24 protein-coding genes and 1 tRNA gene are annotated in these 23,177 nt (G+C 67.7%); 14 read left to right on the top strand and 11 right to left on the bottom strand.

From position 1 onward, the window contains the following. Positions 1–11 precede the first annotated feature (11 nt). Entirely contained in the window at positions 12–1,100 is a 1,089-nt protein-coding gene (locus AB0F43_RS13640; protein ID WP_360474904.1) for a LacI family DNA-binding transcriptional regulator, read from the top strand. Between the two features lie 109 nt (positions 1,101–1,209). Here AB0F43_RS13640 and AB0F43_RS13635 read toward each other — a convergent pair whose 3' ends face one another. From AB0F43_RS13635 to AB0F43_RS13600, 8 genes are all read right to left on the bottom strand, one after another. After that, positions 1,210–1,755 carry a LacI family DNA-binding transcriptional regulator gene (locus tag AB0F43_RS13635; protein ID WP_360474901.1) on the bottom strand — a complete coding sequence of 182 codons (546 nt, stop codon included), beginning with the start codon at positions 1,753–1,755 and terminating at the stop codon, positions 1,210–1,212. Between the two features lie 10 nt (positions 1,756–1,765). Continuing rightward, positions 1,766–3,319, bottom strand: coding sequence for a DUF3502 domain-containing protein (locus AB0F43_RS13630; protein WP_360474899.1), 1,554 nt, complete (start codon positions 3,317–3,319; stop codon positions 1,766–1,768). A gap of 33 nt (positions 3,320–3,352) precedes the next feature. After that, complete coding sequence (locus AB0F43_RS13625; protein WP_360476781.1) at positions 3,353–4,264, bottom strand: carbohydrate ABC transporter permease; 912 nt, start codon at positions 4,262–4,264, stop codon at positions 3,353–3,355. Between the two features lie 5 nt (positions 4,265–4,269). Then, complete coding sequence (locus AB0F43_RS13620) at positions 4,270–5,211, bottom strand: ABC transporter permease subunit (protein ID WP_360474896.1); 942 nt, start codon at positions 5,209–5,211, stop codon at positions 4,270–4,272. A 115-nt stretch (positions 5,212–5,326) separates the two neighbouring features. After that, positions 5,327–6,319, bottom strand: coding sequence for a hydroxyacid dehydrogenase (locus AB0F43_RS13615; RefSeq protein WP_360474893.1), 993 nt, complete (start codon positions 6,317–6,319; stop codon positions 5,327–5,329). 228 nt (positions 6,320–6,547) lie between these two features. Further along, the gene (locus tag AB0F43_RS13610) at positions 6,548–7,030 is read right to left on the bottom strand and encodes a GNAT family N-acetyltransferase (RefSeq protein ID WP_360474890.1); all 483 of its coding nucleotides are present in this window, start codon (positions 7,028–7,030) and stop codon (positions 6,548–6,550) included. Then, positions 7,027–7,161: a hypothetical protein gene (locus tag AB0F43_RS13605; protein ID WP_360474887.1), complete on the bottom strand. Its 135-nt coding sequence runs from the start codon at positions 7,159–7,161 to the stop codon at positions 7,027–7,029. The genes AB0F43_RS13610 and AB0F43_RS13605 overlap by 4 nt, the downstream gene beginning before the upstream one ends. Then, positions 7,158–7,838, bottom strand: coding sequence for a hypothetical protein (locus tag AB0F43_RS13600; RefSeq protein ID WP_360474884.1), 681 nt, complete (start codon positions 7,836–7,838; stop codon positions 7,158–7,160). Before AB0F43_RS13600 ends, AB0F43_RS13605 begins: the two co-directional genes overlap by 4 nt. A gap of 173 nt (positions 7,839–8,011) precedes the next feature. On the opposite strand from AB0F43_RS13600, the gene AB0F43_RS13595 reads away from it, so the two are divergent. The 6 genes from AB0F43_RS13595 to AB0F43_RS13570 all read left to right on the top strand — a co-directional run bounded on the left by AB0F43_RS13595 (position 8,012) and on the right by AB0F43_RS13570 (position 12,904). Next, positions 8,012–8,605: a hypothetical protein gene (locus AB0F43_RS13595; protein WP_360474881.1), complete on the top strand. Its 594-nt coding sequence runs from the start codon at positions 8,012–8,014 to the stop codon at positions 8,603–8,605. Between the two features lie 126 nt (positions 8,606–8,731). Beyond that, complete coding sequence (locus AB0F43_RS13590; protein ID WP_360474878.1) at positions 8,732–10,006, top strand: alpha/beta hydrolase; 1,275 nt, start codon at positions 8,732–8,734, stop codon at positions 10,004–10,006. A gap of 91 nt (positions 10,007–10,097) precedes the next feature. Then, on the top strand, positions 10,098–10,577 hold the full coding sequence (locus AB0F43_RS13585; protein ID WP_360474875.1) for a SigE family RNA polymerase sigma factor: 480 nt from the start codon (positions 10,098–10,100) through the stop codon (positions 10,575–10,577). A gap of 12 nt (positions 10,578–10,589) precedes the next feature. Next, positions 10,590–11,192: an META domain-containing protein gene (locus tag AB0F43_RS13580; protein ID WP_360474872.1), complete on the top strand. Its 603-nt coding sequence runs from the start codon at positions 10,590–10,592 to the stop codon at positions 11,190–11,192. A gap of 92 nt (positions 11,193–11,284) precedes the next feature. Next, on the top strand, positions 11,285–12,571 hold the full coding sequence (locus AB0F43_RS13575; RefSeq protein WP_360474869.1) for a hypothetical protein: 1,287 nt from the start codon (positions 11,285–11,287) through the stop codon (positions 12,569–12,571). 260 nt (positions 12,572–12,831) lie between these two features. Further along, positions 12,832–12,904 (top strand) — tRNA-Arg (locus tag AB0F43_RS13570). 72 nt (positions 12,905–12,976) lie between these two features. Here the strand turns inward: AB0F43_RS13570 and AB0F43_RS13565 are convergent. Beyond that, entirely contained in the window at positions 12,977–13,726 is a 750-nt protein-coding gene (locus AB0F43_RS13565; protein WP_360474866.1) for a hypothetical protein, read from the bottom strand. 11 nt (positions 13,727–13,737) lie between these two features. Next, a complete protein-coding gene (gene iolE, locus AB0F43_RS13560) occupies positions 13,738–14,646 on the bottom strand; it encodes a myo-inosose-2 dehydratase (protein WP_360474863.1) in 909 nt (302 codons plus the stop codon). Between the two features lie 240 nt (positions 14,647–14,886). On the opposite strand from iolE, the gene AB0F43_RS13555 reads away from it, so the two are divergent. The 3 genes from AB0F43_RS13555 to AB0F43_RS13545 are packed head-to-tail and all read left to right on the top strand — an operon-like array spanning position 14,887 to position 18,325. Next, positions 14,887–16,779: a GMC family oxidoreductase gene (locus AB0F43_RS13555; RefSeq protein WP_360474860.1), complete on the top strand. Its 1,893-nt coding sequence runs from the start codon at positions 14,887–14,889 to the stop codon at positions 16,777–16,779. Then, positions 16,776–17,849 carry a ferritin-like protein gene (locus AB0F43_RS13550; RefSeq protein WP_360474857.1) on the top strand — a complete coding sequence of 358 codons (1,074 nt, stop codon included), beginning with the start codon at positions 16,776–16,778 and terminating at the stop codon, positions 17,847–17,849. The genes AB0F43_RS13555 and AB0F43_RS13550 overlap by 4 nt, the downstream gene beginning before the upstream one ends. Continuing rightward, positions 17,846–18,325, top strand: a complete 480-nt coding sequence (locus AB0F43_RS13545) for a hypothetical protein (RefSeq protein WP_360474854.1) — start codon at positions 17,846–17,848, stop codon at positions 18,323–18,325. The genes AB0F43_RS13550 and AB0F43_RS13545 overlap by 4 nt, the downstream gene beginning before the upstream one ends. A 21-nt stretch (positions 18,326–18,346) precedes the next feature. On the opposite strand, the gene AB0F43_RS13540 is transcribed toward AB0F43_RS13545, so the two are convergent. After that, entirely contained in the window at positions 18,347–19,192 is an 846-nt protein-coding gene (locus AB0F43_RS13540; RefSeq protein ID WP_360474852.1) for a sugar phosphate isomerase/epimerase, read from the bottom strand. Between the two features lie 135 nt (positions 19,193–19,327). Here AB0F43_RS13540 and AB0F43_RS13535 point away from each other — a divergent pair, with 135 nt between their 5' ends. From AB0F43_RS13535 to AB0F43_RS13520, 4 genes are read left to right on the top strand one after another with little or no spacing between them, the layout of a single operon-like run. After that, positions 19,328–19,741, top strand: coding sequence for a DUF296 domain-containing protein (locus AB0F43_RS13535; RefSeq protein ID WP_360474849.1), 414 nt, complete (start codon positions 19,328–19,330; stop codon positions 19,739–19,741). A 22-nt stretch (positions 19,742–19,763) separates the two neighbouring features. Next, positions 19,764–20,276, top strand: a complete 513-nt coding sequence (locus AB0F43_RS13530) for a quercetin 2,3-dioxygenase (RefSeq protein WP_360474846.1) — start codon at positions 19,764–19,766, stop codon at positions 20,274–20,276. After that, complete coding sequence (locus tag AB0F43_RS13525) at positions 20,273–21,190, top strand: aquaporin (protein WP_360474843.1); 918 nt, start codon at positions 20,273–20,275, stop codon at positions 21,188–21,190. Before AB0F43_RS13530 ends, AB0F43_RS13525 begins: the two co-directional genes overlap by 4 nt. A gap of 17 nt (positions 21,191–21,207) precedes the next feature. Next, the gene (locus AB0F43_RS13520; protein ID WP_360474841.1) at positions 21,208–23,016 is read left to right on the top strand and encodes a glycoside hydrolase family 15 protein; all 1,809 of its coding nucleotides are present in this window, start codon (positions 21,208–21,210) and stop codon (positions 23,014–23,016) included. Positions 23,017–23,177 lie beyond the last annotated feature (161 nt).

Genomic DNA, 23,177 nt, shown 5'->3' with positions numbered 1-23,177 from the left:
GGGACAGTTCGATGGCACGCACTCCGCGGACAGCCGACGACGGCGCGGTGTCCCGCCGGAAGTCCGCAGCGACCCTCGGTGATGTCGCGGCGCACGCCGGGGTCTCCCCCGCGACCGTCTCCCGGGTGCTGGCCGGCAACTACCCGGTTTCCCGTTCGGCCCGGCAGCGAGTCCTGCGCTCGATCCGCGAGCTGAACTACGTCGCCAACACGCACGCCCGTGCCCTGGCCGGCGTCCAGACGAAAACGATCGCCTTCGTGCTGGCCGACGTACGCGGCCCGTCGTTCGCCGAGGCGGCGCATGGTGTCGAGCAGGAAGCCGCCCGCCTCGGCTGGCTCTGCCTGATCGGAACCACCCAGGGCGACCCCGACCGCGAGCTGGCGATAGTCCGCCTGATGCGTGAGCAACGCGCGGGCGCGGTCGTCCTCATCGGCGGTGTCGCCGACGCCGACGACTACGACGAGCAGATGACCGAGCTCGCGCACTCCTTGCGCGCCGCGGGTTCGCTGCTGGTCCTCTGCGGCCGCCCACCCCTCGCGAAGGGCGTTCCCGCCGCAGTCATCGGATACGAGAACGAGGAAGGTGCCTACGCGATCACCAGCCACGTGCTGGCGCAGGGTCATCGCCGCATCCTGTTCCTCGCCGGAGAGGAGCGGCACACGACGAGCATGGGACGGCTCGCGGGATACCGTCGCGCCCTTGCCACGTTCGGCGTCGAGTTCGATCCCGAGCTGGTCGAGCATGGTGTCTTCACTCGCGCAGCCGGCTACCAGCTCACCAAGAAGCGCCTCGCCGGGCCGCGCGACTTCACCGCGGTGTTCGCCGCGACCGACGTGATGGCCGCGGGCGTGTACGTCGCGGTCACCGAGGCCGGCCTGCGCGTGCCACAAGACATCTCGATCGTCGGGTACGACGACATCGAACTGGCCCAGGACCTACGGCCGAGGATGACCTCGGTCCACGTTCCCTATGAGGAACTCGGCCGCCTGGCCGCCAAGGTCGCCGCCGACGAGGACCACCAGCGCGACGACTGGCCCGGCCTGCAGGTCACGCTGCCGACCCATGTGGTGGTCCGCGACTCCGTCGCCCGCCTCGGCTGACGGCGTACGACGGCCGGCGTCCCGGCTCTGGAGTTCGGCGTCGCCGTGGGCGTTCGGCGTTGGCGTTCGGCGTTGGCGTTCGGCGTTGGCGTTGGCGTTCGGCGTACCCTCACTGGCCGGTGAGGGTCGCCAGGACGCGGCGCGCGGTCTCGCGAAGGTCGTTGCCAAGAGCAAGAGTTGTCGCGCAGCGTGGTGCCCGGCCGCTGGGTGGAGAGATCACCACACACGGCACGTCGTGCGCAGCGAGATAGCCGAGCTGCGCCGACGTGAAGTCCACCCGCAGCCCGACGACACCGCGGGTCCCACGCGCCGACACCTGGTCCAGCCAGTGCCGCGGTACCGGCTGATCCGGCACCACCGTGGTGACGACGATCGACAACCCCGTCCGCCGCGCCTCCTCGTCGAAGGTGCTCAGCACCGCCCCGGCCCGAGCTGTCGCCTGGCTGGCCAGGACGACGTCGACGAGAGCGGCCGGCAGCTGTCCGCTCCCGGCCGCGCTCACTTCACCGGAGTACCCCCGTTGCCGCAGTACGTCCCGGACGCGAGCCCGGGTGGCCGGCGCGACGTCCGGGTAGGCGCGCAGCACCTTCGACACCGTGGACACCGAGACGCCGGCCTCCCGAGCGACGACCGCCAGTTTCGATCGCGCGGCCATCGATCCGGCCCTACTGACCCTTGAGATACGCGTCGGCCTGCTTGGCCATCTCGGCCTGCAGCTTGCTCAGCCCGGCTTTGTCCACCGCCTTCTTCAGCTGGTCCAGGCCCTTGTCGACGTCGACTGCGCCGATCCACAGCGGGTTGCCGTACTGCGTCATCGCGGCGGTGATCTGGCTGTCCTCCCGCTTCACCGGCGTGACGTCCGGGACGAACGACGCGTACGGGTCGACGGTGAAGTTGCCGTAGTCCTGGGCCCAGTCGAACCACTCGTTCTCGGTCGGGGTGATGTCCTTGATCTTCTTCTCCAGCTTCTGCCGCCAGCACAGCGCGTACCCCGGGAAGCTGTACCCCGACAGTTGCTCGAACCGGTCGGTGCCGACGGGCTTCCAGTCCTTGCCCTCGACGCCGTAGCTGAGCAGGTCGTGGTTCTCCTTGATCGACACCCAGTCCTCGAGTTGCATGGCCCGCTCGTTGCTGCGGCCCTTCGCGTTCAGGACGACGAAGTTGTCGGCCTGGAAGGTCTGGTTCGGCTTGGCGTTCTTGCCGCCGCGCAGTGGTACGACGTTCGCCAGCTGGGCGGTCGGGACGGCCTTGCGCAGCGGCGCCAGCGACTGCGACGACAGTCCGTCCGTCATCGCCCACCGGGTCGCGATGCGGCCGGACTCGAACTGGGTCTTGATCGAGTTCGAGTCGACGTTCAGTGCGTCCTTGTTGATGATGCCGTCCTGGTAGTACTTGCGGACGGTCCGGAGCGCGTCGATCACCCCGGGCGCCTCCCAGAACGGGATCGGGTTGGACGACCCGGTGGTCTTGCCGTCCTGGGACAGGTAGAACGGGAACGAACCACCGCTGAAGAACTGCACGCTGACGTGCGGGTTCTCCCAGTCGTGCCGGTTCAGCCAGCCGACCGGGGCGAACGCCACCAGCAGGTCTGGCATGTTGGAGTTGATGCCGATCGGTGTCAGCTTCTCCTTCTGCTTCACGTCGTACCAGTACTTCTCCAGCTGGTCGAACGTGGTGATGTCACCGAGGCCGAGCTTCTCGGCCAGGTCCTGCCGGATGGTGAAGTGGTGCAGCCGGGCCGCCGAGTTCACCTGCGGGATGCCGTAGAGCTTGCCCGACCACTTGTTCTGCTCGATCAGCTGGGAATCGAGGTTCTGGCTCAGGTTGGGGTACTTGGTGATCAGCTCGTCGACCGCGACCACCGACTTGCTGCCGACCAGCTGGACCATGTTCAGCCAGCGGGCCTGCAACGCGGTGTCGAAGTTCTCGCCGGCGGTGAACTTGAGCAGCGACTGCTGCTGGTAGTTCGACCAGGCGATGAACTGCGGCGCGATGGTGAAGCCGAGATCGGTCTTGAGCTTCTTGTTGACCTCGGCCAGAATCGTTTCCCAGCCCTTCGGCACGTCGCCGGGCAGCAGCAGCGACAGGGTGTCGCCGCCGGAGGACGAGGAGCTGGACTGCGATGAGTCGCCGCAGCCGCTGAGGCCGAGCAGGGCCCCGATGGAGAGGCCGCCGGACGCGGCCAGAAAACCGCGCCGGGAGAGTTGAGTGGCGGGCACAATGCCTCCTGAAAAGGATGGGGTGGCTGGGGCTCAGCCCTTGGTGGCGCCCAAGGTGATGCCCTTGACGAAGTAGCGCTGCGCGAACGGGTAGGCGAGCAGGATCGGGCCGATGGTGACGACCGTGAGAGCGAGCCGGAGCTGGTAGACCGGCGTGGACTGCCCGGAGGAGGTGGGCAGCATCTGCGAGAACGACACGTTCGAGACGAGGTTCTGCAGCAGGAGCGGAAGGGGGTATTTGTCCGTCTCGGAGATGAACAGCAGGGCCGTGAACCATTCGTTCCAGTAGTGCACGGCGTAGAAGAGGCCGACGACCGCGAGGATCGGCTTGGACAGCGGCAGCCCGATCCGGAAGAAGATCTGCATCTCCCCGGCCCCGTCGATCCGGGCGGATTCCATGATCTCCTCGGGCAGCTGACGGAACGCACTGACCTGGATGAACACCAGGAAAGGTGCTATCAGCAACGGCAGGATCACCGCGAAGTAGGTGTTCTGCAGCTTCAGGTACTGCGTGACGAGCAGGTAGAGCGGGACCAGGCCACCGGTGAACAACATCGGGATGAAGGCGAAGACCGCCAGCGGCCGGCTCACGTAGGGCAGCCGGCGGGCGATCACCCAGCTGAGTCCGGACGTGAAGGCGAGTGCGAGCGCCGTACCGACGACGGTGATGAAGACACTCGCCGTGTAGGCGCTGAGCACGGTCGGCCCAGTGAAGATCATCTCGTACGACGCGAGCGAGAACGGCTTCGGCAGCAGGCTGTAGCCGGTGGTGGCGAGCTTCTGCTCGTCGGTGAACGAACCGGACACGATCATCCAGAACGGCACCACACACAGCACCATGAACAGGCCGACACCGATCATGCTGACGATGGTGAAGGGCTCGGGGCGGGTACGGCGTTTGCGCGCGGTCGCCCGGCTGGTCACCTTGGCGACACTCGAGGTCATCGTGGTCACAGCAGGCTCGTCTCCTTCGAGTACCGGCGCTGGACCAGCACCGCGGTCGTCACCAGAACGAAGCCGACCACCGACTGGAACAGCCCGACCGCGGCCGTCGTACCGAAGTCGCCGATCTGGCGCAGCGAGCGGAACACGTAGGTGTCGATCACATCGGTGGTCGGGAAGAGCGTGCCGTTGTCGCCGATGATCGCGTAGATGGTGCCGAAGTCGCCGTAGAAGATCCGGCCGACGCCAAGCACCAGCAGCACCGCGGCGGTCGGCTTCAGCAACGGCAGGGTGATCCGGAACGCCATCTGGGCACGGCTGGCGCCGTCGATCTGGCCGGCCTCGTAGACCTCCTCGGGGATCGAGGTGATCGCGGCCAGGAAGATGATGCTCATGTACCCGCCCAGCTGCCAGACCTTCACCACGGTGAGGATCCACGGCCACGGACCGGGCTCGCTGTACCAGTCCAGTGTCGGCAGGCCGAAGCCGGTGAACGCGTCGTTGACCAGGCCGCCCGAACCCTGCGGGCCGGACAGCAGCACCTGCAGCATGATCGCGATGACGACCGGCGAGACGAAGTACGGGAAGAAGATCGTCGACTGCGCGGCCCGCTTGAAGAACCGGCCGCGGATCTCGTTCAGCATGATCGCGAGCGTGACGCCGGCGGCCAGCGTGGCGGCCAGGAACAGCGTGTTCAGCACCAGGGTGTTGACCAGGATCCGCTTCGCGTCACCGGAGCTGAAGAAGTAGCGGAAGTTGTCCAGGCCGTTCCACGGGCTGCCGAAGATGCCGCGGCTGATGTCGAACTCCTTGAAGGCCACCACCAGGCCCGCCATCGGCGCGTAGCTGAAGACCAGGAAGAACGCCACCGCCGGCAGCGCCAGGACACTCAGCCACAGGCTGCCCCGCAGCGCCGCCCACTGCCGGCTGCCACTGGATCGGGTACTCATCGCGAGATCCCCTCGGTTCGATAGAAAGCGCTTTCCAGTCCGGGAAACATAGCTCCGCCCGTTAGGGCTGTCAAGAACGAAGGGGCGTGATGGCAAACGTTGTCTATGCGCATGGTCACGCCACCCGATCCAGGTCCGCGAGCGCGACCTCGTGCAGCAGCGGCCGGCCGGTCACCAGCCGCTCCAACTCGTTCACGGCGGACGTTCCCAGCCGCGCCAGCTCATTGCCGTGCGACCCGGCGATGTGCGGCGTGACGAACACGTTGGGCAGGTCGAACAGCTCCGAGCCGGCCTGCAGCGGTTCGGGATCGGTGACATCGAGTACGGCGGAGATCCGCCCGCTGCGCAGTTCGCCGATCAGCGCCTCGGTATCGACCAGTTCACCGCGAGCCGTGTTGATCAGTACGGCGCCGTCCGGCAGCAACGCGAGACCGGCCCGGTCGATCATCTTGTGCGTCTCCGCGGTCGACGGCGCGTGGACGCTGACGATGTCGCTGGTCGCGAGCAACTCCGGCAGGCTCACCCGCGGTACGCCGAGGTCCTCGGCGTACGGGTCGTAGACACTGATCTCGAAGTCGAACGGCCGGAGCAGTTCGATCACCTGCCGGCCGATCCGCGAGGCGCCGATGATGCCGACCCGGCGGCCGTAGTTCCCGACGTCGGGATGGATGTAGGCGAGAGTGAACGATCGCCCGCTGCGGTAGTGCTCGCGGAGCGCGAAGACCCCCTTGCCGGCCAGCAGGATCGTGCCGAGCGCGTACTCCGCGACCGGGATCGCGTTCGCGGCTGCGGCTGAGGAGACCAGGATGCCGCGCTCCCAGACACCCGCGGAGACGTGCGCCTTCACACTGCCGGCGGCATGCAGCACGGCGCGCAGCTTCGGCGCCCGGGCCAGGAACTCCTCGTTCAGCGGCGGGCAGCCCCAGCCGGTGATGAGCACCTCGAGATCGTCGAGCCGGCCCGCCACCCGCGGGTCGTCGAAGCTGTCGACGACCAGGTCGGTGTCGATGTCGGCGAGCTCACCGAGGCGCTGCCGGAGCGGCGGCGGGAACAGCATCGGCCAGTGCTCCGCGGCGAGGGCGAACAACGCCACCGGGCGATCGGTCACGGGCGGTACTCCGATCAGGATCAGGGATAGAAAGCGCTATCTACGCTAGGTCGCGTTGTGCGCACACGTCAACAGCGAGAATTGGAGGAATGGATCGCCACCAGATAGGCGATCCAGCGTCAGGCCGGTGCAGCCGGAGGCTTGTCAGACCCTTTGAGTCGACCTATGGTGTGGCGAACGTTTTCTATAGATCCCCAACGACGGCCCCGGCTGGTTATCCATGGGGGCTCAGCCGACGGGGTATCGCATCCAGCGGTACGCCAGCGGCTGGCCGGCGTTCCACTCGTCCATCTCTTGCTGGGAGACATCCACGAAGCCCACGGCGAGATAGGTCCGGATCGCGACCGCATTGTCCGGCCGCACCCGCAGGAAGATGTCCGGGTGACCGGCCGCGAGCGCCGGTGTCAGCAGCGCGCGGACGAGCTCGGCTCCGATCCCCTGTCCGCGCAGGGCCGGATCGATAATGATCCGGGCCAGCTCGACCTCGTCCTCGTCGGCGTCGAGCCACACCTCGCCGTACCCGATCGCCCGGTCGCCGTTGAAGAACAGGTACGACTGGATGTCGGGGTCGATCTTGCGCCAGCTGCCGAGCAGCTCAGCGGGAAACGGGTACTCCTCCCGGCCGCACAGCAGCGCGACCTCGTCCGCCGTCCGGGCCCAGCCGGCGACCTGACCGTCGTACCCGTCGGAGAATCGCCGCAGCTGTCTCATTCGTGGTGCGGCGGGACCTCGCGCAGGATGCGCTCGTCGTCGTCGGACTCGTCCTCGCCCCAGTGCCGCGGGTCGTCGTCGCGGGTCTGCTCCGGCAGCAGCGGCTCGTCGTCCTCGTACGGGCTCGTCATGGCCCCAGACTACCGAGTCGCCGCGGCTCCCAGGTATCCAGTTCGCCGTGAACGACGCCCGGCGGCAGCTGCGGGCCGGTTGCCGCCTGGAGCAGTGGCGCGATGCCCGGTTCGCCTTGCCAGCGGTCGTTTCCGAGCACACACCACGCGGTCAGCACCGACAGGGTCGGAGTCGCCAGACCGGCCAGCCGCAACGGTTCCGCGTTCTGGAAACCGAAGGTGATCATCCAGTTCACCGGATCGGGATAGAACTCCTGCACCGCGCTGTAGTAGAAGCTCAGCCAGCCACGCTGCGGCAGCATGCACAGGATCCGGTGGTTCGTCGCCACGGTCGGGACTTCCTGCAGATCGCGCCACATCAGCTGCATGTCCCGTTTGGCCGCCGCCTTCCGGCTCGCGTTGACCGCCGCGTTCGCCGCCATCATCCCGAGCACGACACCCGGCTTGCCGAGGAACAGCCCGCTGCTGTGGGTGTAGCGACCACTGCCGCCGTACAGGCGGGCGTAGTGCGCCGGGGTGTTGACGTAGGCGACCTCACCCGGGTCGAGGACGAGGCCGTACATGCTGAGCGGCTGCGGGGTATTGCCGGCCATCAACCAGCGCGCCCAGTCGATGCCGAGCTGCCACTCCTCCCGCTCCCGCCGCGCCGTCGCCTCGTCGTTCTTCTTCCGGCCCACGGCAAGCCATCGTAATCGGGGCAGAACAGGCCGCGCGTGTTACAGGTGTGGCTCGGTTGACGCACGATCCGGAGGCGTGACCGGAACGACGCGCCGCCGTGACCTTCTGGCAGGCGGGACGAGACTCCGGTCGACCATGATGGGTGACCTTGCCAACCCGGAAGGACCGAGTCGTGAGTGCATTACGGACACGGGGCCTGATCGGTGCGACGCTTGTCGTGGCTGTCCTCGGACTTACCGCCGCCTGCGGTAACGAGAGCGCCACGTCCCCGCCCGCCGCCCAGCCCACGGAGACCCCGACGACCCCTTCGTCGCCCACCCCCAGCGGCACCCCGAGCATGGACTGCCCCGACACCATCGCGGCAGTGCGTGCGGCCGCCGACAAAGTCGTCTGGGGCAAAGGCGCGGCCAAGTCGCTGTTCAATCCGGTCAGCGTGACGGTCTGCCAATACGACGCCAAGGCGTCCGGCCAGGACTATTCGACCGTCCACACGAAACGCAGCGCCAATCAGGCCACCGAGCTGTTCGCCCTGGTGAATGCACCGAAGCCGGTGGCCAAGAAGCCGGCCTACTGCACCCAGGAGCTAGGCCCCACCTACGTACTGCGGTTCACCGACAACGACCGTGGCGTCCTGTCCTACGCAGCAGAGACCTTCGGCTGCCGACGCCTGGTGGCGACCTCGCTGGAGGGGCAAGGCAAGCCCGGTGAACTGCCGGCACCCCGCCAGGTCTCACCCGAGCTGATCAAGTCGCTCGGCCTGCGCTGACCCTGCGCCGGACGCGCCCCCCGAAGCCGTCCGGACCGGGGTCGACCCGCGCCTGCCTTGCGGATCCCCCCTGGGTAGACCCGCAAGGCAGGTGGCGGCTCCTAGCCATCTGTTGCAAGCTGCATCATGCGACTGATCCGACTGCTGAGCGCACTGCTGGTCGTGTGCACGGCCTGCTCCTCGCCTGCGCCCAGCGCGCCGTGTATCAGTGGCTTCACGTGTACGACGTTGCGCGTGCCGCTGGGCGCGGACGATCAGACGTTGGAGCTGGCGGTGGCCGCGGCGGACAACGTGGACGCACCACGCGGCGTGCTGCTGATGCTCACCGGTGGTCCGGGCCAACCTGGTGTCTCACTGCTGCCGCGTGTCCGCAACAACCTTCACCCTGACGTATTACGCGAGTACAGGCTGGTCATGTTCGACCAGCGTGGCACTGGCTCGTCAGGCATCAATTGCCCTTCACTGCAAGCAGCTGTGGGCGGTTCGGACTTTCTGACCGCACCTCCCGGAACTGTCGAGGACTGTGCCCAGCGGATCGGCGCCGGCCTCGGGCACTACGGCACACCGGACACAGTCGAAGACATCGAGCGGCTACGCCAGCACCTCGGCGTCGACCGGCTCACGCTGAACGGTACGTCGTACGGAAGCTTCACTGCGGCGCAGTACGGGCTGAAGTATCCGGACCGGGTTGCGTCGCTGGTGCTCGACTCAGTGGTGCCGCACAAGGGCTTCGACCCGTTCGGCGTCGACCTGATGGCTGCGACCGGCGGCGTACTCAAGGCAGCGTGTCGACAGGACCCCGCGTGTACGACGGACCCCGTCGCCGACCTGGCGTGGCTCGTACAGCACGGCCCGGTCGATGGACCGAGCCTGCTGGAGAGCCTCTCGATCTCCAGCCTCAACTCGGTCAACCCTTCACTGAAAGGGATCCCGGCGATCCTCCACTCCGCCCGCACCGGCGACGATGCCGCCTTGAAGGACTTCGTCCAGACGGTGAGCAGCAGGAACATCGGGTACGACGAACTGTCGGCCGGACTGCACCTCGCCACACTCTGCTCGGACCTCCGCATCCGTAAGAGCACGCTCGAGGCGGGGCTACGGAAACTGGACGCGGCGAAGTTGTATCCGTACGACCTGGAGACGGCACGCAACCAGCTGATCGTCGACGGGTGCTCGCGGTGGCCGGCTGCCCGGATGTCGACGTACCCGGCTGCTGACGAACTGCTGCCGCGGACGCTCGTCCTGCACGGCAGTAACGACCTGTTCTGTCCGGTGGAGTGGGCGCGGTGGGAGCAGGCGCATGCACGGTCGGCCCGGCTGGTCGTCGTACCCGGGAGCGGGCACGGTGTGCAGCGGGATCCGCGCGGGCGGGCGGAGGCCCGGGCGTTTTTGCTGGGCTGAGATTCGACTGTGCGCGAATGGTTGCAGCACTTTAGCGGCTCGATGCGTCTAATAGGTGTGAGGTGTTGTACGCGCAGCCAGGGAGTGGCGAGTGGAATTCGAGGAGTACGTGTCCGCGCGCGGACAGGAACTGGTGCGGCTCGGTTTCACCGTCTCCGGCGACTACCAGCGAGCGGAGGACCTGGCCCAGATCGCGTTGATGCAGGCGTTCCGGTCGTGGCGGAAGGTGCGGAAGGCGGACGATCCGCACCACTACGTCCGCCGGATCCTGATCAACGCGTACCTGTCGATGACGCGGCGGCGATCGTTCACCGAGTCACCGGCGGCCGAGATCGACCCGGAGCACACGGCGCCCGACCCCGCTACCGAGGTCGCGAACTCCGACGCTCTGTGGCGTGCGCTCGCTGAGCTGTCGGCCAGGGAGAGGGTCGTACTGGTTCTGCGCTACTACCAGGACCTGGATGACCGCACGATCGCCGACGTACTGGGCATCAAACCGTCCTCCGTGCGGGCGACCGCCAGCAGGGCGCTCGCAAACCTTCGGAAGACAAGGCAGTCCCACCATGTGTGATGAGAGGTTGTCGTGAGCAACACCGATCTCGAGGATGAACTGCGCGGAACCTTCGACCGGGCCGCGGCCTCGGTGCCGCCGGCGACCGGCCTGACCGAGCGGGCGACGACGGGCGCGCGCCAGGCTCAGCGCCGTACCTGGATCATCTCCGGCGCCGCTGCCGCCGCGGTCGCCGCTGTCGCCGTCGTCGGCTTCAGCCTCGGCGGCGGGAGCGCACCCGTGCAGCTACCGATCGCCGGCCGTGAGACGCCGGCCGCGACGCCGTCGGTCCAGGCTCCACCCTCGGCCGAGAGCGTGGCCGGGACGTGGCGGCCGGTCCAGATGGCCGGTCTCAGGTCGCTGCAGGCGGACCGCCCCCAGGACCCGGTGCTCGAGTTCCGCGCGGACGGGACGTGGACCGGTTCGGACGGCTGCAACGGACTGCAGGGCACGTACACGATCGGTCAGCGCGGCGAGTTCACCGCCACGGCCGGCCCGCAGCGGCTGATCGGCTGCGACAACGTGCCGCACACCGCCGTACTGCAGGCAGCCAAGCGGATCACCCTCGACGCGGACACGCTCGAGTTCTTCGGCGCCGACGGGCGAGAACTTGCGAGTTACGCTCGCACACGGTAGCCGAGATTGCTCGCTGTATGTGATCGACCCTTGACTGAGCGGAGTCCCTGACCGGACGATGGGTGCGGCCGTCAACCAATCCAGGGAGCCACGTGCGACTCTCAGTTACCGTCCCGCTGCTCACTCTCGGCTCAGTGTCACTGTTCGCGGTCGGCCTCACTGCCTCCGTGGCTGCCCCGTCCGCTGAGTCGGTGTGCTCACACGGCCAGCCAAGCGTGAGCTCGGTCAACTCCCAGCGGCTCGCGCAACCGACGTCCGCCTCGGACCCGCGGCCGCTCGGCGAGGCCCTCGGTGAAGGCATCAGCGTCGCCATCCGGTCCCTGGAACCGCTGGACGCCACCGGACGGCCGAAGTCGGGACTGCCGTACGGGTTGAGCCAGGGCGTGATCGGCGTCGTCGGTTCCGCCTCGACCGGGTACAAGGTCGTGGTCGACAGTTCGATGCTGGACACCCGGCGGTACGAGGCCGCGATGGCGCGCAACGTCCCCGCGGCCGGCAAGCAGATGGTCGGGGTCGAGCGCAGCTGCCGCTCGGCTGGCGAGATCGCCGACGCCTGGAACTCGGTCGGCGCCCGTTCATGGTCGAGCGATGCCACGCGTACGACGTTCGCCGCCGACCTCGACCCGGTCAGCGAGGACATCGTCGTCGAGTACGACAAGGCGACGACCACGGCCGCTTCACTGGCGGGCTTGCGCGGACTGGCCGGCGTACGACTCGTCGAGAGCTCACTCGCGCGGACATCCCGCCTCAACGACACCCCGAAAGGCGGGCACTGGGGTGGCGCCCGGATCACGTCGGCCGTGAAGAACTGCACCGCCGGCTTCTCCGTCGTACGGCGATCCAACGGCCAGCGCGGCTCCGTGACCGCAGGACACTGTGGCGGCGTCGGCACGCTGTGGAAGTCGGGCAGCCACTACTACGGCACCACCACGGTCCGGACCGACTACCCGGACTACGACCAGGCACTGCTCACCGGCAGCACGTACGGCACCAAGATCTGGACCGACGGCCCCGGCGACTCGGCCAACACCCGCACCGTGAAGGGCGGCGCCGACCCAGGCGTCGGCACGGTCGTCTGCCAGTCCGGCAGCTTCAGTACGTCGCTGTGCGGCATCACCGTCCGCTCCACCTCAGCGAAGTACTGCGACACCGACGGCTGCACGACGTACGTCATCCGCGCCACCCGCGGCGGCCAGGTCGCGATCATCGGCGGCGACTCCGGCGGCCCGGTCTACACCCGGCCCGGCTCCACCACAGCCACGATCCGCGGCACCACGTTCGCAGGCTCGGGCTGCGCCTCCTCCCGCTGCACCACGCTCTACGCCGAACGCTACGCGTCAATCGCCGGCCACCTGGGCGTCACCGCCCTCACGGGCTAGGTCCACTGCTTGCCAAAGGCAACCGGAGCGAACCACAGCCCGCCGATCTTGAAGTACACCACCGCACTCACGACCACGGCCAACCAGTTCAAGTCCCCAAGGCACACCGAACCCCATGACCCCTCCCCCACAAACTCCCCTCGCCCCGAGGGCGTGCGCCCACCTCGCCCACCTGTCCACACCCGTCGCCCGATCGTGATCACCCCCGCTCACGATGATGAGTCCCACCCCCACGTCCGCTAGGCTGTCCCCGTCTATCCGCCCCCGTAGCTCAGGGGATAGAGCGTCGGTTTCCTAAACCGTGCGTCGCAGGTTCGAATCCTGCCGGGGGCACCTGTTCGGCCGATGCCGATGTGGTCTCGCCATGCGCGTCATGTCGGCCTTCTCGGGAACTGGTGGACAGGCTCACGCGCTGCCCAGGAAGACGTACCTGGCGATGAACACCCCGACGTAGATGCCCGCCCCGACCACGAAGAAGCCGTATCGCGTTCGCTGGTGATCCAGGACAGCACCGGTGAACGCGAGCAGCATGATGAAGCCCGCCACGTAGGCGGTCAGCAGATCCACGAACAGCGCGCTGAGGTCGAGGCCGAGCAGGTCGACCGCGACGCCGATGAGCGGACCGGTCGCGATGACCCACCGCCCGTAGCGTTGGTACACCAGTGGATGGTGCTCGGAGACCTCGTAACTCTTGAAGGCGACCGCGAGCGCACCCACCGACAACGAGACGAAGTAGAGCCACAGGTCGGCTTCCACCAACTCGGGGATGGCCAGCATGAACAGGAACCCGTAACCCCACAGCATCGCCGCGCGCATCCACAGCAGTAGCAGCTCCTCCCCCTCCTCCCGGTGTAGGCGTGGCACGACGTGCGCCGCGTGCTCTACGCCGTAGATCCCGGCGAAGCTGGCCAGCACGAGCACGTAGGCCCGACCGCCGATAAGCTCTTGGAGCGCGTCCAGCTCGGGCATGAGGACGAGGAACACGTACGCCGAGGCCATGCCTGCGAAGAGTGAGTCCGCGGCACGCTCTGACCTCACCAGGCGCACCCGCAGCGTGCGGGTGAAGATGAACAGCAACCCCAGGCAAACGGCGCCGAGCAGTTCGAGCTCGGGCCGTTCGATGCGATCCAGGCCGGTGGCCGCGAGCAGCGTCATGTAGAGCAGGGCTAGAAGCCCACGACCTCCCTCAGGTAGGCGCGTGCTTTGAGCGCGTACTCCAGCGGGTTCGCCTTCCGCGCGTCCTGCTCCGCCTCCACGGAGAACCAGCCCTCGTACCCCGCGTCGGCCAGCGTCTGCAGGATCGGCGGGAAGTCGATGCACCCGTCACCCGGCACGGTGAACACCCCGGCCATCATCCCGTCGTAGAAGCTCCAGCGCTTCGCGACCGCTTCCTCCATGATCGCCGGCCGGATGTCCTTGAGGTGCACGTGCCGGATCCGGTCGGCGTGCGCGCGTGCCAGCTCCAGCGGGTCGTCACCGCCCCAGAGCAGGTGCCCCGTGTCCAGCAGCAGGTGGACCAAGTCCGGGTCTGTGTCCGCCATGAGCCGGTCGACTTCGGCGCGGGTCTGGACACCGGTGCCCATGTGGTGGTGGTAGCACAGGTCGAGGCCGGCTTCCTTGGTGAGCTTGCCCACCTCGTGCAGCCCGTCCACGAGCCGTGTCCACTGCTCGTCGTCGAACACGGGCTTGTTCGGCAGCACCGCGACGTTCGCGAGTTGGTGCACGGAGTTGCCGAGCTCGGCCACCACGATGCGCTCCCCGCCCATCTCGGTGATGAACGCGATCTGCTTGCGGAACGCCTCGATGGTGAGGTCGGCCATGTCGTTCGCGGTGAAGTAGAGGCTCACCCACGGCTCGGAGACCTGCAGCCCCCGCATCCCGAGCTCCTTCTTCAGCGTCGGGAGGTCTGTCGGGTACTTGTGGCCGACACTGCACCCCTCGAAGCCCGCCAGGGCGATCTCGCTGACGCACTGCTCGAAGGGGATGTCGTCTCCGACCCAGGGGAAATCGTCGTTGGTCCAGCAGGTCGGCATGATCGCGAAGCGGATCTTGTCGCGGTCGAACATGGCCATCATGGGGCCCCTCGTCGGAAGTGACCGCTGTGGATGTTGGCGCAGGCCTGAGCGCGGGGAAGGCGGTCCGTTCTCCTCCGTGAAGGGTGAAGATCTGTAACACCCTGCTTACGCAAGGTAGCACTTCGTGGGCTCAAGGTACGTACGTTGACGCTTAGTATCCCGTCGCATACCGTGTGCCATCAGAGCACTCTGGCTTCCCCCTGCGTCAGAGGACCGTGCACGCGATCCTGAGGACGCCTCATGACGGACCTGACCAGCGCTGTTCATCACGTCACCCCCGAGGCCGCGTCCGCGGCGCACTACGACGTCGTGGTCGTCGGTTCCGGGGTCAGCGGCTCCATCCTGGCCAAGGAGATCAGCGCGTCCGGATACCGGGTGCTGGTCATGGAGGCAGGCCTCGGCGACGACGTCACGGTTCGCGACTACGAGGAGAACCTGGACCGGTTCTACTTGGCCACCGCCAAGGACGACAACTCGCCGTACCGCCAGAGCGGCAACGCCCGCATGCCGCGGAGCTTCGAGACCGAGAAGATTCGCCCCGGTACACCCAGCACCGCCGGGCACCTGGTCCAGAACGGCCCGTTCGAGACCGACGGCACCTACGCGCGGGTCCTGGGCGGCACGACCCGCCACTGGGAGGGCAAGACCTTCCGCATGCTTCCCGACGACTTCCGGCTACGCACCCGGTTCGGCCGGGGCCGCGACTGGCCGATCTCCCACGAGAGCCTCCAGCCGTACTACGAGAAGGCCGAGCGGGAGCTGGGTGTGGCGGGAGAGGTCGAGGACCAGACGTACTGTGGCCTGACCTTCGCACCCGGGTACGTCTACCCGATGCACCGGATGCCACCGTCGTACCTCGACCAGATGATCGCCAAGGACCTGGACGGGACCGAGGTGACGGTCGACGGCGAGACGTTCAGCCTCACCGTGCGCAGTACGCCGCAGGCGCGCAACGGCATCCCGAACCCGGCGTACGACAACGGGAAGGGCTACACGCCGGCCGGCGCGGCGAGCCTGCATCAGGCCGAGCAGGGCGAGCGCTGTCAGGGCAACGCCAACTGTGTCCCGATCTGCCCGGTCCAGGCGAAGTACGACGCACGCCGAACCTTGTTCGAAGCGCTGGGAACGGGCCGAGTCGACCTTCTTCCGCAGACGGTCGCCTCGAAGGTGCACGTGGACCCGGAGACCGGCAGGGTCACGGAGATCGAGTACAAGAGCTATCGCGACGCCGACTCCGGCGCGCACACGACCGGCTCGGTGCGCGGCACGGTCTTCGTGCTCGCGGCGAACGCGATCGAGAACGCCCGGCTCATGCTGGCCTCGAGCCTGCCCAGCTCCAGCGGCCTGATGGGGCGGAACCTGATGGACCACGCGTACCTGCTGACGTGGGCGCTGATGCCCGAGGTGATGGGCGTCCATCGCGGACCGCTGGCCACCTCCGGGATCGAGGAGTTCCGGACCGGCTCCTTCCGGCACCGGCAAGCCGCCGTCCACGCCGGCATCCACAACGAGGGGTGGGGCTGGGCCACCGGCTCGCCGTACACGACCGTCAACACGCTCGTGGACGAGCGGAACAAGTTCGGCGGCGACCTGCGCCGCGCCCTGCTCGATCAGGTGTCTCGTCAGCTGCTGCTGGCGTTCATGATCGAGGTGCTGCCGGAGGAGAGCAACCGAGTGAGCGTGGACCCGAAGTACGTCGACCAGCTCGGCAACCTGCGGCCGATCGTCTCGCTGAGCATCCCCGACTACACCCTCGAGACCGCCGCGTTCGCCCGGCGGCTGTCCCGGCGGATCTACCAGCGGCTGGGTGCCGAGGACCACACCGTCTATGACCCGGCCGCGCCCGGCTCCGTCACCTACGAGGGCGAGACCTTCGTCATCAAGGGCGGGAACCACTGGGCCGGCACTCATCTGATGGGCACGAGCTCCCGGGACTCCGTCGTCGATGGCAAGCAGCGCTCCTGGGACCACGAGAATCTCTATCTCGCGGGCGGAGGCAGCATGCCGAGCATTGGCGCCGCCAACACCACGTTGACCTTGTCCGCGCTCTGCTTCGTGACCTCGGAGACCATCGTGCAGGACCTGCGCCGCGCCAACGCACCCATCGAGCTGCAGACGGCAGGCGTCGCATGAACAACCACCACGTCCCCGATGTGGGCGCGCTGCGCCGCAACCTCGGCGCGGCGCTGCAGCTCGAGCACGCCACCATCCCGCCGTACCTCGTCGCCCTGTACTCGATCCAGCCGGGCACGAACTCCGAGGCGTACCACGTCCTGCGCGCCGTGGTCGTCGAGGAGATGCTGCACCTGACGCTGGCGGCCAACCTTCTGAACGCGGTCGGCGGGGACCCCGACCTCACCCACGACGGTTTCGTGCCGACGTACCCGGCCTGCCTGCCGGACGGCGAGACGGACTTCGAGGTCAGTCTGCAGGCGTTCTCCAAGGAGGCCGTCGAAACGTTCCTGAAGATCGAGCGTCCCGCCCTCTCCGGGGGTGAGGAGGTCCGGACCGTCCACCGTCGCAAGACCAGGCGCTCGCTGCGCGCGGCCCGGGTCCACGACGACTCCGAGGAACACTTCTACTCCATCGGCGAGTTCTACCAGGCCATCGAGCACGCGCTGGTCGAGCTCCACGCGGAGCACGGTGACGCCCTCTTCAACGGTGACCCGGCGCGGCAGATCACGGCGGAGTACTACTACTCAGGCGGTGGATCGATCGTTCCCGTCACCGACCTGGATTCGGCGCTCGCGGCGATCCGGCTGATCACCGAGCAGGGCGAGGGCGTCGGCGGCGCGATCTTCGACTACGAGGACGAGATCGCGCACTTCTACCGCTTCGAGCAGCTGATGCTCGGCCGCTACTACCGTCCCGGGGACGCGCCCGGAAGCCCGAGCGGACTGCCGCTGGAGGTGGACTGGGACGCCGTCCTCCCGATCAAGACGAACGCCCGGCTGGCCCACTACCCGGCAGGGTCCGAGCTGTACGCCGGAGCCGTGGCGTTCAACAGGTACTACGCGGACTTCCTGGCGCTCCTGACCCGGGCATTCCAGGGTGAGCCGAAACTGTTGGTCGAGGCAGTCGGAGAGATGTTCCGCATCAAGGACCTGGCGTACCAGCTCATGCGCCAGCCGATCGACGGGATCGCAGGCCCCAATGCCGCTCCCACCTTCGAGCTCTCGTCTACCGGACAGGACGGATCATGAGCGCTGACCAGGGACGGCTCGCGGACTTCCTCGCGTTCTCCTCGACAGTGACCGGCTTCGGGGCGTACCACCTCCGCGGGACCGGACAGCTGGAGCTGTATCTGGCCACCGTCGACGAGATCGTCGGCGAGGACATCGTGGGCCAGCTCCTGGACACCTTCAGCGGCGTACGGCGCGACGCGGGCGAGGACGAGGTCGCCGTGCAGGCAGGGCTGCGGACGCAGATTCTCAGCGACGAGAAGCTCGGCCCCGTGGCGCGTGCCCTCATCAAGCTCTGGTACGTCGGCACCTGGTACGAGCTGCCGGTCGAGTGGCGGCAGCGCTACGGGGAGGACGAGTCGGACCGGACGTTCGTGCCCTCGGCCGGCTCCTACACCGAAGGCCTGCTGTGGCCCACGATCGGCGCCAACCCACCCGGCGCCAAGGCCCTCGGATACGGATCGTGGGCCATGCCACCGTTGGTCGACACCAGGTAGTCCGCCGGCAGCTCCGTGCCGCTAGTCGGCATCGAACTGCCGGCGCATGAACGTGATCGCACTTCTCGCGAAGCCGTCCTTCGAGTCGAACGTGTCGCGCCACACGTGCGCGGCCGAGGACAGCCCGGGGACATCGGCTGCGAAGGCCTCCGCCGACACCCAGCCGTCGTACTCGACGGCCTTGAGTGCCGCCACGGTGGTCGCCCAGTCGACCTGCCCCCTGCCGAGCGACCCACGGTTGTTCTCACTGAACTGGACGTGGTGGATGTGCTCGGCGTGGTCGCGGATGGCCGCGCCCACGTCGTTCTCCTCGGCATGGGCATGGTGGGTGTCGTAAAGGATCCCGAACGCCGGGTGATCCACCCGCCGGGCCAGGTCGGCGGCCGCGGCCATGGTGTTGACGAGGTAGCTCTCGTGCCGGTTGAGGAACTCAGCGGCGAGCCGTACGCCGGCCGGCTCAGCGAGCTCCGCGGCCTTGCGGAGCACCTCTGCAGAGCGCTCCAGCTCGGCCTCGGTGGGACCGGCGCCGGTGAAGTGGGCGTACGCGCACTGGTACGGGCCTGACATGACCTCACTGCCGAGCAGGGCGCTGGTCTCGATCCCGAAGGTGAGCTCGTCGAGCGCGGCCTGACGGACCGCGGGGTCGGGACTGACAGTGTCCTTGTCCGGGCCGACGTTGATGATCGTCGTACAAGCCATGCCCTCGTCGTCCAGGACCTGCCTGATCCGCCGGTAGTCGCTCGCGTTGCCGGAGCTCAGCGGGACCTCCACGCCGTCGTAGCCGAGCCGCTTCAGGTCGCCGATCAGGTGCAGGTGCTCGTCGGTCAAGTCGGTGGTCCACAGGTACAAGCAGATGCCGAACCGCATGGGTTCCTCCGGAGATTAGTTGACGCGGTAGCGTCTGCTGCTACTGTATGCGTACATCTCGCTACTCTTCGACAACGCCCCCCTGCTGCCGAATCGAGACCTTGCTGGACTCCACCGAGCAGAGGAGCACGTCCAATGCACAGCCGCATCCTCGATGGGCGCTCGGGTCCGCAGCGCACCCACCTGGTCTTCTTCGACCCCGGTGAGGAAGCCGTCAAGGGGCTCGCCGACTACGTCGCCGGCCAGAGCATCGACGCCGCGTCGTTCACCGCGATCGGTGGCTTCGAGCAGACTCGGCTGGGCTTCTTCAACCTCCGGACGCGGGGCTTCGACGAGATCGCCTTCCACGAGGAGCAGGTCGAGGTGCTGAGCCTGATGGGCGACATCCTCACGACCGACGACAAGGGCCTGAACGTCCACGGCCACGTCGTCGTCGGCCGGCGGAACGGCACGACCGCCGGCGGTCACCTGATGGAGGCCGTCATCGACCCCATCCTCATCGTCACCCTCGTCGAGCTCCAGTCGCACGAGCTCCACCCACACCACTGAACCGACCGGCATCGGAGTCACCATGAGCGTCGTCCCCGCACTCGAGCCCGCCAGGATCATCCACGTGCCGCCGGGCGGCGGCGAGGGACTGTGGGTGTTCGGCGACCTGGACACGATCAAGGCCGAGGCCAAGGACACCGAGGGCGGGCTGACGTTCGTCGAGACGCTGGTGCCGGCCAGGTCAGGGCCGCCCCTGCACATCCACGAGCGCGAGAGCGAGTCCATCTACGTGCTGGACGGCGAGGTGCGTGTAGTTGCCAACGGCAAGGACTTCACGCTTGGCCCGGGCGGCTTCGTGCACATGCCCAAGGGCAGCCTGCACAAGTTCGAGAACACGCTGGAGGAACCCAGCCGGATCCTGCTGATCTTCCTACCATCCGGGATCGAGGGCTACTTCCGGGAGCTGGGCACCCCCCGGGTGAACGACGAGCCGTCGCCGGGCCGGGTGATCGACCAGGAGCTGCTGGGGAGGGTCGCACCCAAGTACGGTCTCGAGATCTTCGACGAGTCCGACCCGTCGCCGGACACGAGGTGAGCCGCGACCTGAGCCACGACGCGAGCCACGACGCGACCGCGGCACCGCAGCCCGCCGTCGGTGGCCTCCACCTTGGCGAGTGGGCCGCCGAGTTCGTCGGCACCGCCGTCCTCGTGTTCGGCGCCCTGTCGAGCGTCGCGATCGTGTTCCACCCCGGATCGGCGTTCCACCAGTGGATCCCGTCCCTGTCGGTGCGCCTGCTCCTGCTCGGCCTCGTCTTCGGAGCCATCATCGTCGGAATCGCGACGAGCCCGATCGGCCGGCTCAGCGGTGCGCATCTCAACCCCGTGGTCACCCTGGCGTTCTGGATCACCGGACACGTCCACCCGCACGATCTGCTCGGATACTGGGCGGCCCAGCTCGCGGGTGGCCTCCTCGGAACGATCGCTCTTCGCGTCGTCTGGGGCAAACGCGCCGCAGGGGTGGAGTACGGCGCGATCACTCCCGAGGTGAGCACCGCTGCGGCGGTGGCCGTCGAGGCGCTGATGGTCGCCCTCCTGATCGGCGCGATGTTCCTGTTCCTGTCCGCCCGCACCTGGGTGCGGTGGACACCCGTGGCAGCCGGTCTGGTCGTGGCCGCCGACACCTGGCTCGGCTCCAAGCTGACCAACACGGGCCTGAACCCCGCGCGCACCCTAGGACCGAGCATCGTGTCCGGGCACTGGCAGCAGTGGTGGGTGTACTTCCTCGGCCCGGCCGTCGGCGCGGCCCTCGTCGCGGCGCTGTGGCTGCTGGTGCCGCGCGTCATCCTCACCGCCAAGCTCTTCCATGACCCCAGGTACCGCTCGGTCCTGCGCACGCACCTTCCGGCTGCGGCTCGGCACCCGAGCGCCGAACGGCCGGAACGTGCCGGGTCTCATAACGCAGCAAGCAGCAGTGCCGACGGGTCAACCGGGCTCGATCACGGTGACTGATAGAGGGGGAGAACTTCGTGGCGTACCAACCGCTCGAGAACTACGGCTTCATCGGTGATCTGCACACGGTCGCGCTGGTCGGTGTCGACGCGTCCGTCGACTACATGTGCTTCCCGCACTTCGACTCCCCCACCGTCTTCGCTGCGCTGCTGGACGACGAGAAGGGCGGACGGTTCAAGATCGCGCCGGCCGGGGATGGCTTCCGTCACAAGCAGATGTACCTGCCGGACACGAACGTGCTCCTGACCCGCTTCCTCAGCACCGACGGGCTCGTCGAGGTCACTGACTTCATGCCACTCGAGGACATGCGCCACACCCACATTCTCATCCGCCGGGTGAATGCGGTTCGGGGGCCGGTCGACCTTCGCCTCGAGTGTGCACCGCGCTTCGACTACGCGCGCGTAGACCACAAGGCCGAGGTGAGGGGCGCCGAGATCTGGTTCACCCCGGAAGGCGATGAGGTGAAGCCGCTGCGCCTGCGGTCCGCGGTCCCCGTGGAGATCGTCGAGGGCGACGTCATCGCGGACTTCACTCTCGCCTCGGGCGAGAGCGTCGACTTCATCCTGGAGACGGTCGACTCCGACACCCAGAGCGCCACCGAGGCCGCTGACTATGCCGAGCGCGCCTTCCAGCACAGCTTGACATTCTGGCGGGAGTGGAACGCGAAGATGTCCTATCGCGGACGCTGGCAGGAGATGATCAGCCGCTCCGCCTTGACGTTGAAGCTGCTCACCTCGCAGAAGTACGGCTCCATCGCCGCCGCCGGGACCTTCGGGCTCCCCGAGGAGATCGGAGGCGAGCGCAACTGGGACTACCGGTTCACCTGGGTCCGCGACGCGTCGTTCACCGTCGCGAGCCTCATCCAGCTCGGCTTCACCGAGGAGGCCAGCGCCTTCATGCGCTGGGTCGAGGCTCGCTTCGATGAGGCCACGGAGCCCGGAAAGCTGCAGATCATGTACGGGATCGACGGTCGACATGACCTGACTGAGCAGACGCTGGACCACCTGAGCGGCTACCGGGACTCGGCGCCGGTGCGTATCGGCAACGGCGCCTACGACCAGACCCAGCTCGACATCTACGGCGAGCTGCTCTACGCGGTCAACCTCTACGACGAGCGCGTCCAGCCGATCTCCTACGCCCTGTGGCAGGACTTGAGCGCGGCGACCGAATGGGTCTGCAAGCACTGGCGCGACACCGACGAGGGCATCTGGGAGGTGCGCGGCGGTCAGCGCGAGTTCATCTACTCACGGCTCACCGACTGGGTGGCGATGGACCGGGCGATCCGCATCGCGCAGCGACGCTCGCTTCCCGCCCCGCTGGCCCGCTGGGTCGAGGTACGCGACGACATCCACAACGAGATCTACAACGGCTTCTGGAGCAAGGAGAAGCAGGCGTTCGTTCAGTACAAAGGCGGGGACACGCTGGACGCGTCCGCGCTGATGATGCCGCTGGTCGGCTTCATCGCCTCGCACGACCCGCGCTGGCTGTCCACGCTCACCGCGATCGAGGAGGAGCTGGTCGACGATGCGCTCGTCTACCGCTACCGCCCGGAGGCTGCTGCGTCCGACGGGCTGGAGGGTGCCGAGGGGACGTTCGGCATCTGCTCGTTCTGGTTCGTCGAGTGCCTGGCCCGGTCGGGTCAGGTGGACAAGGCGCGACTGTTCTTCGAGAAGCTGCATGGGTACGCGAACCACCTGGGCCTGTACGCGGAGGAGCTCGACCCGGCGGGACGCTTCCTTGGCAATTACCCGCAGGCCTTCACCCACCTCGCCCTCATCAACAGTGCACTTTTCCTGGACGAGGCGCTCGACCGACAACAACGGTGACCCGCGCCGAGAAGTTGATGCCGCGTCCACGGCTGCCAGCTGTGCCCTGCAGCCGGACCTGCCCGTCGTCGCCGGTCGGCTCAGGTGCGAGCATCGGGGTCGACCAGCTCGTCCAGGCTCTGCAGCCCCATCCGCTTCATGAAGTGGTGCGGTAGAGCAGC

This window comes from Kribbella sp. NPDC023972 (assembly GCF_040639075.1).
Classification (GTDB): Bacteria; Actinomycetota; Actinomycetes; order Propionibacteriales; family Kribbellaceae; genus Kribbella.
The sequence above is the reverse complement of the archived record's forward strand: the minus strand, read 5'-3'. Positions and strand labels throughout refer to the sequence as shown.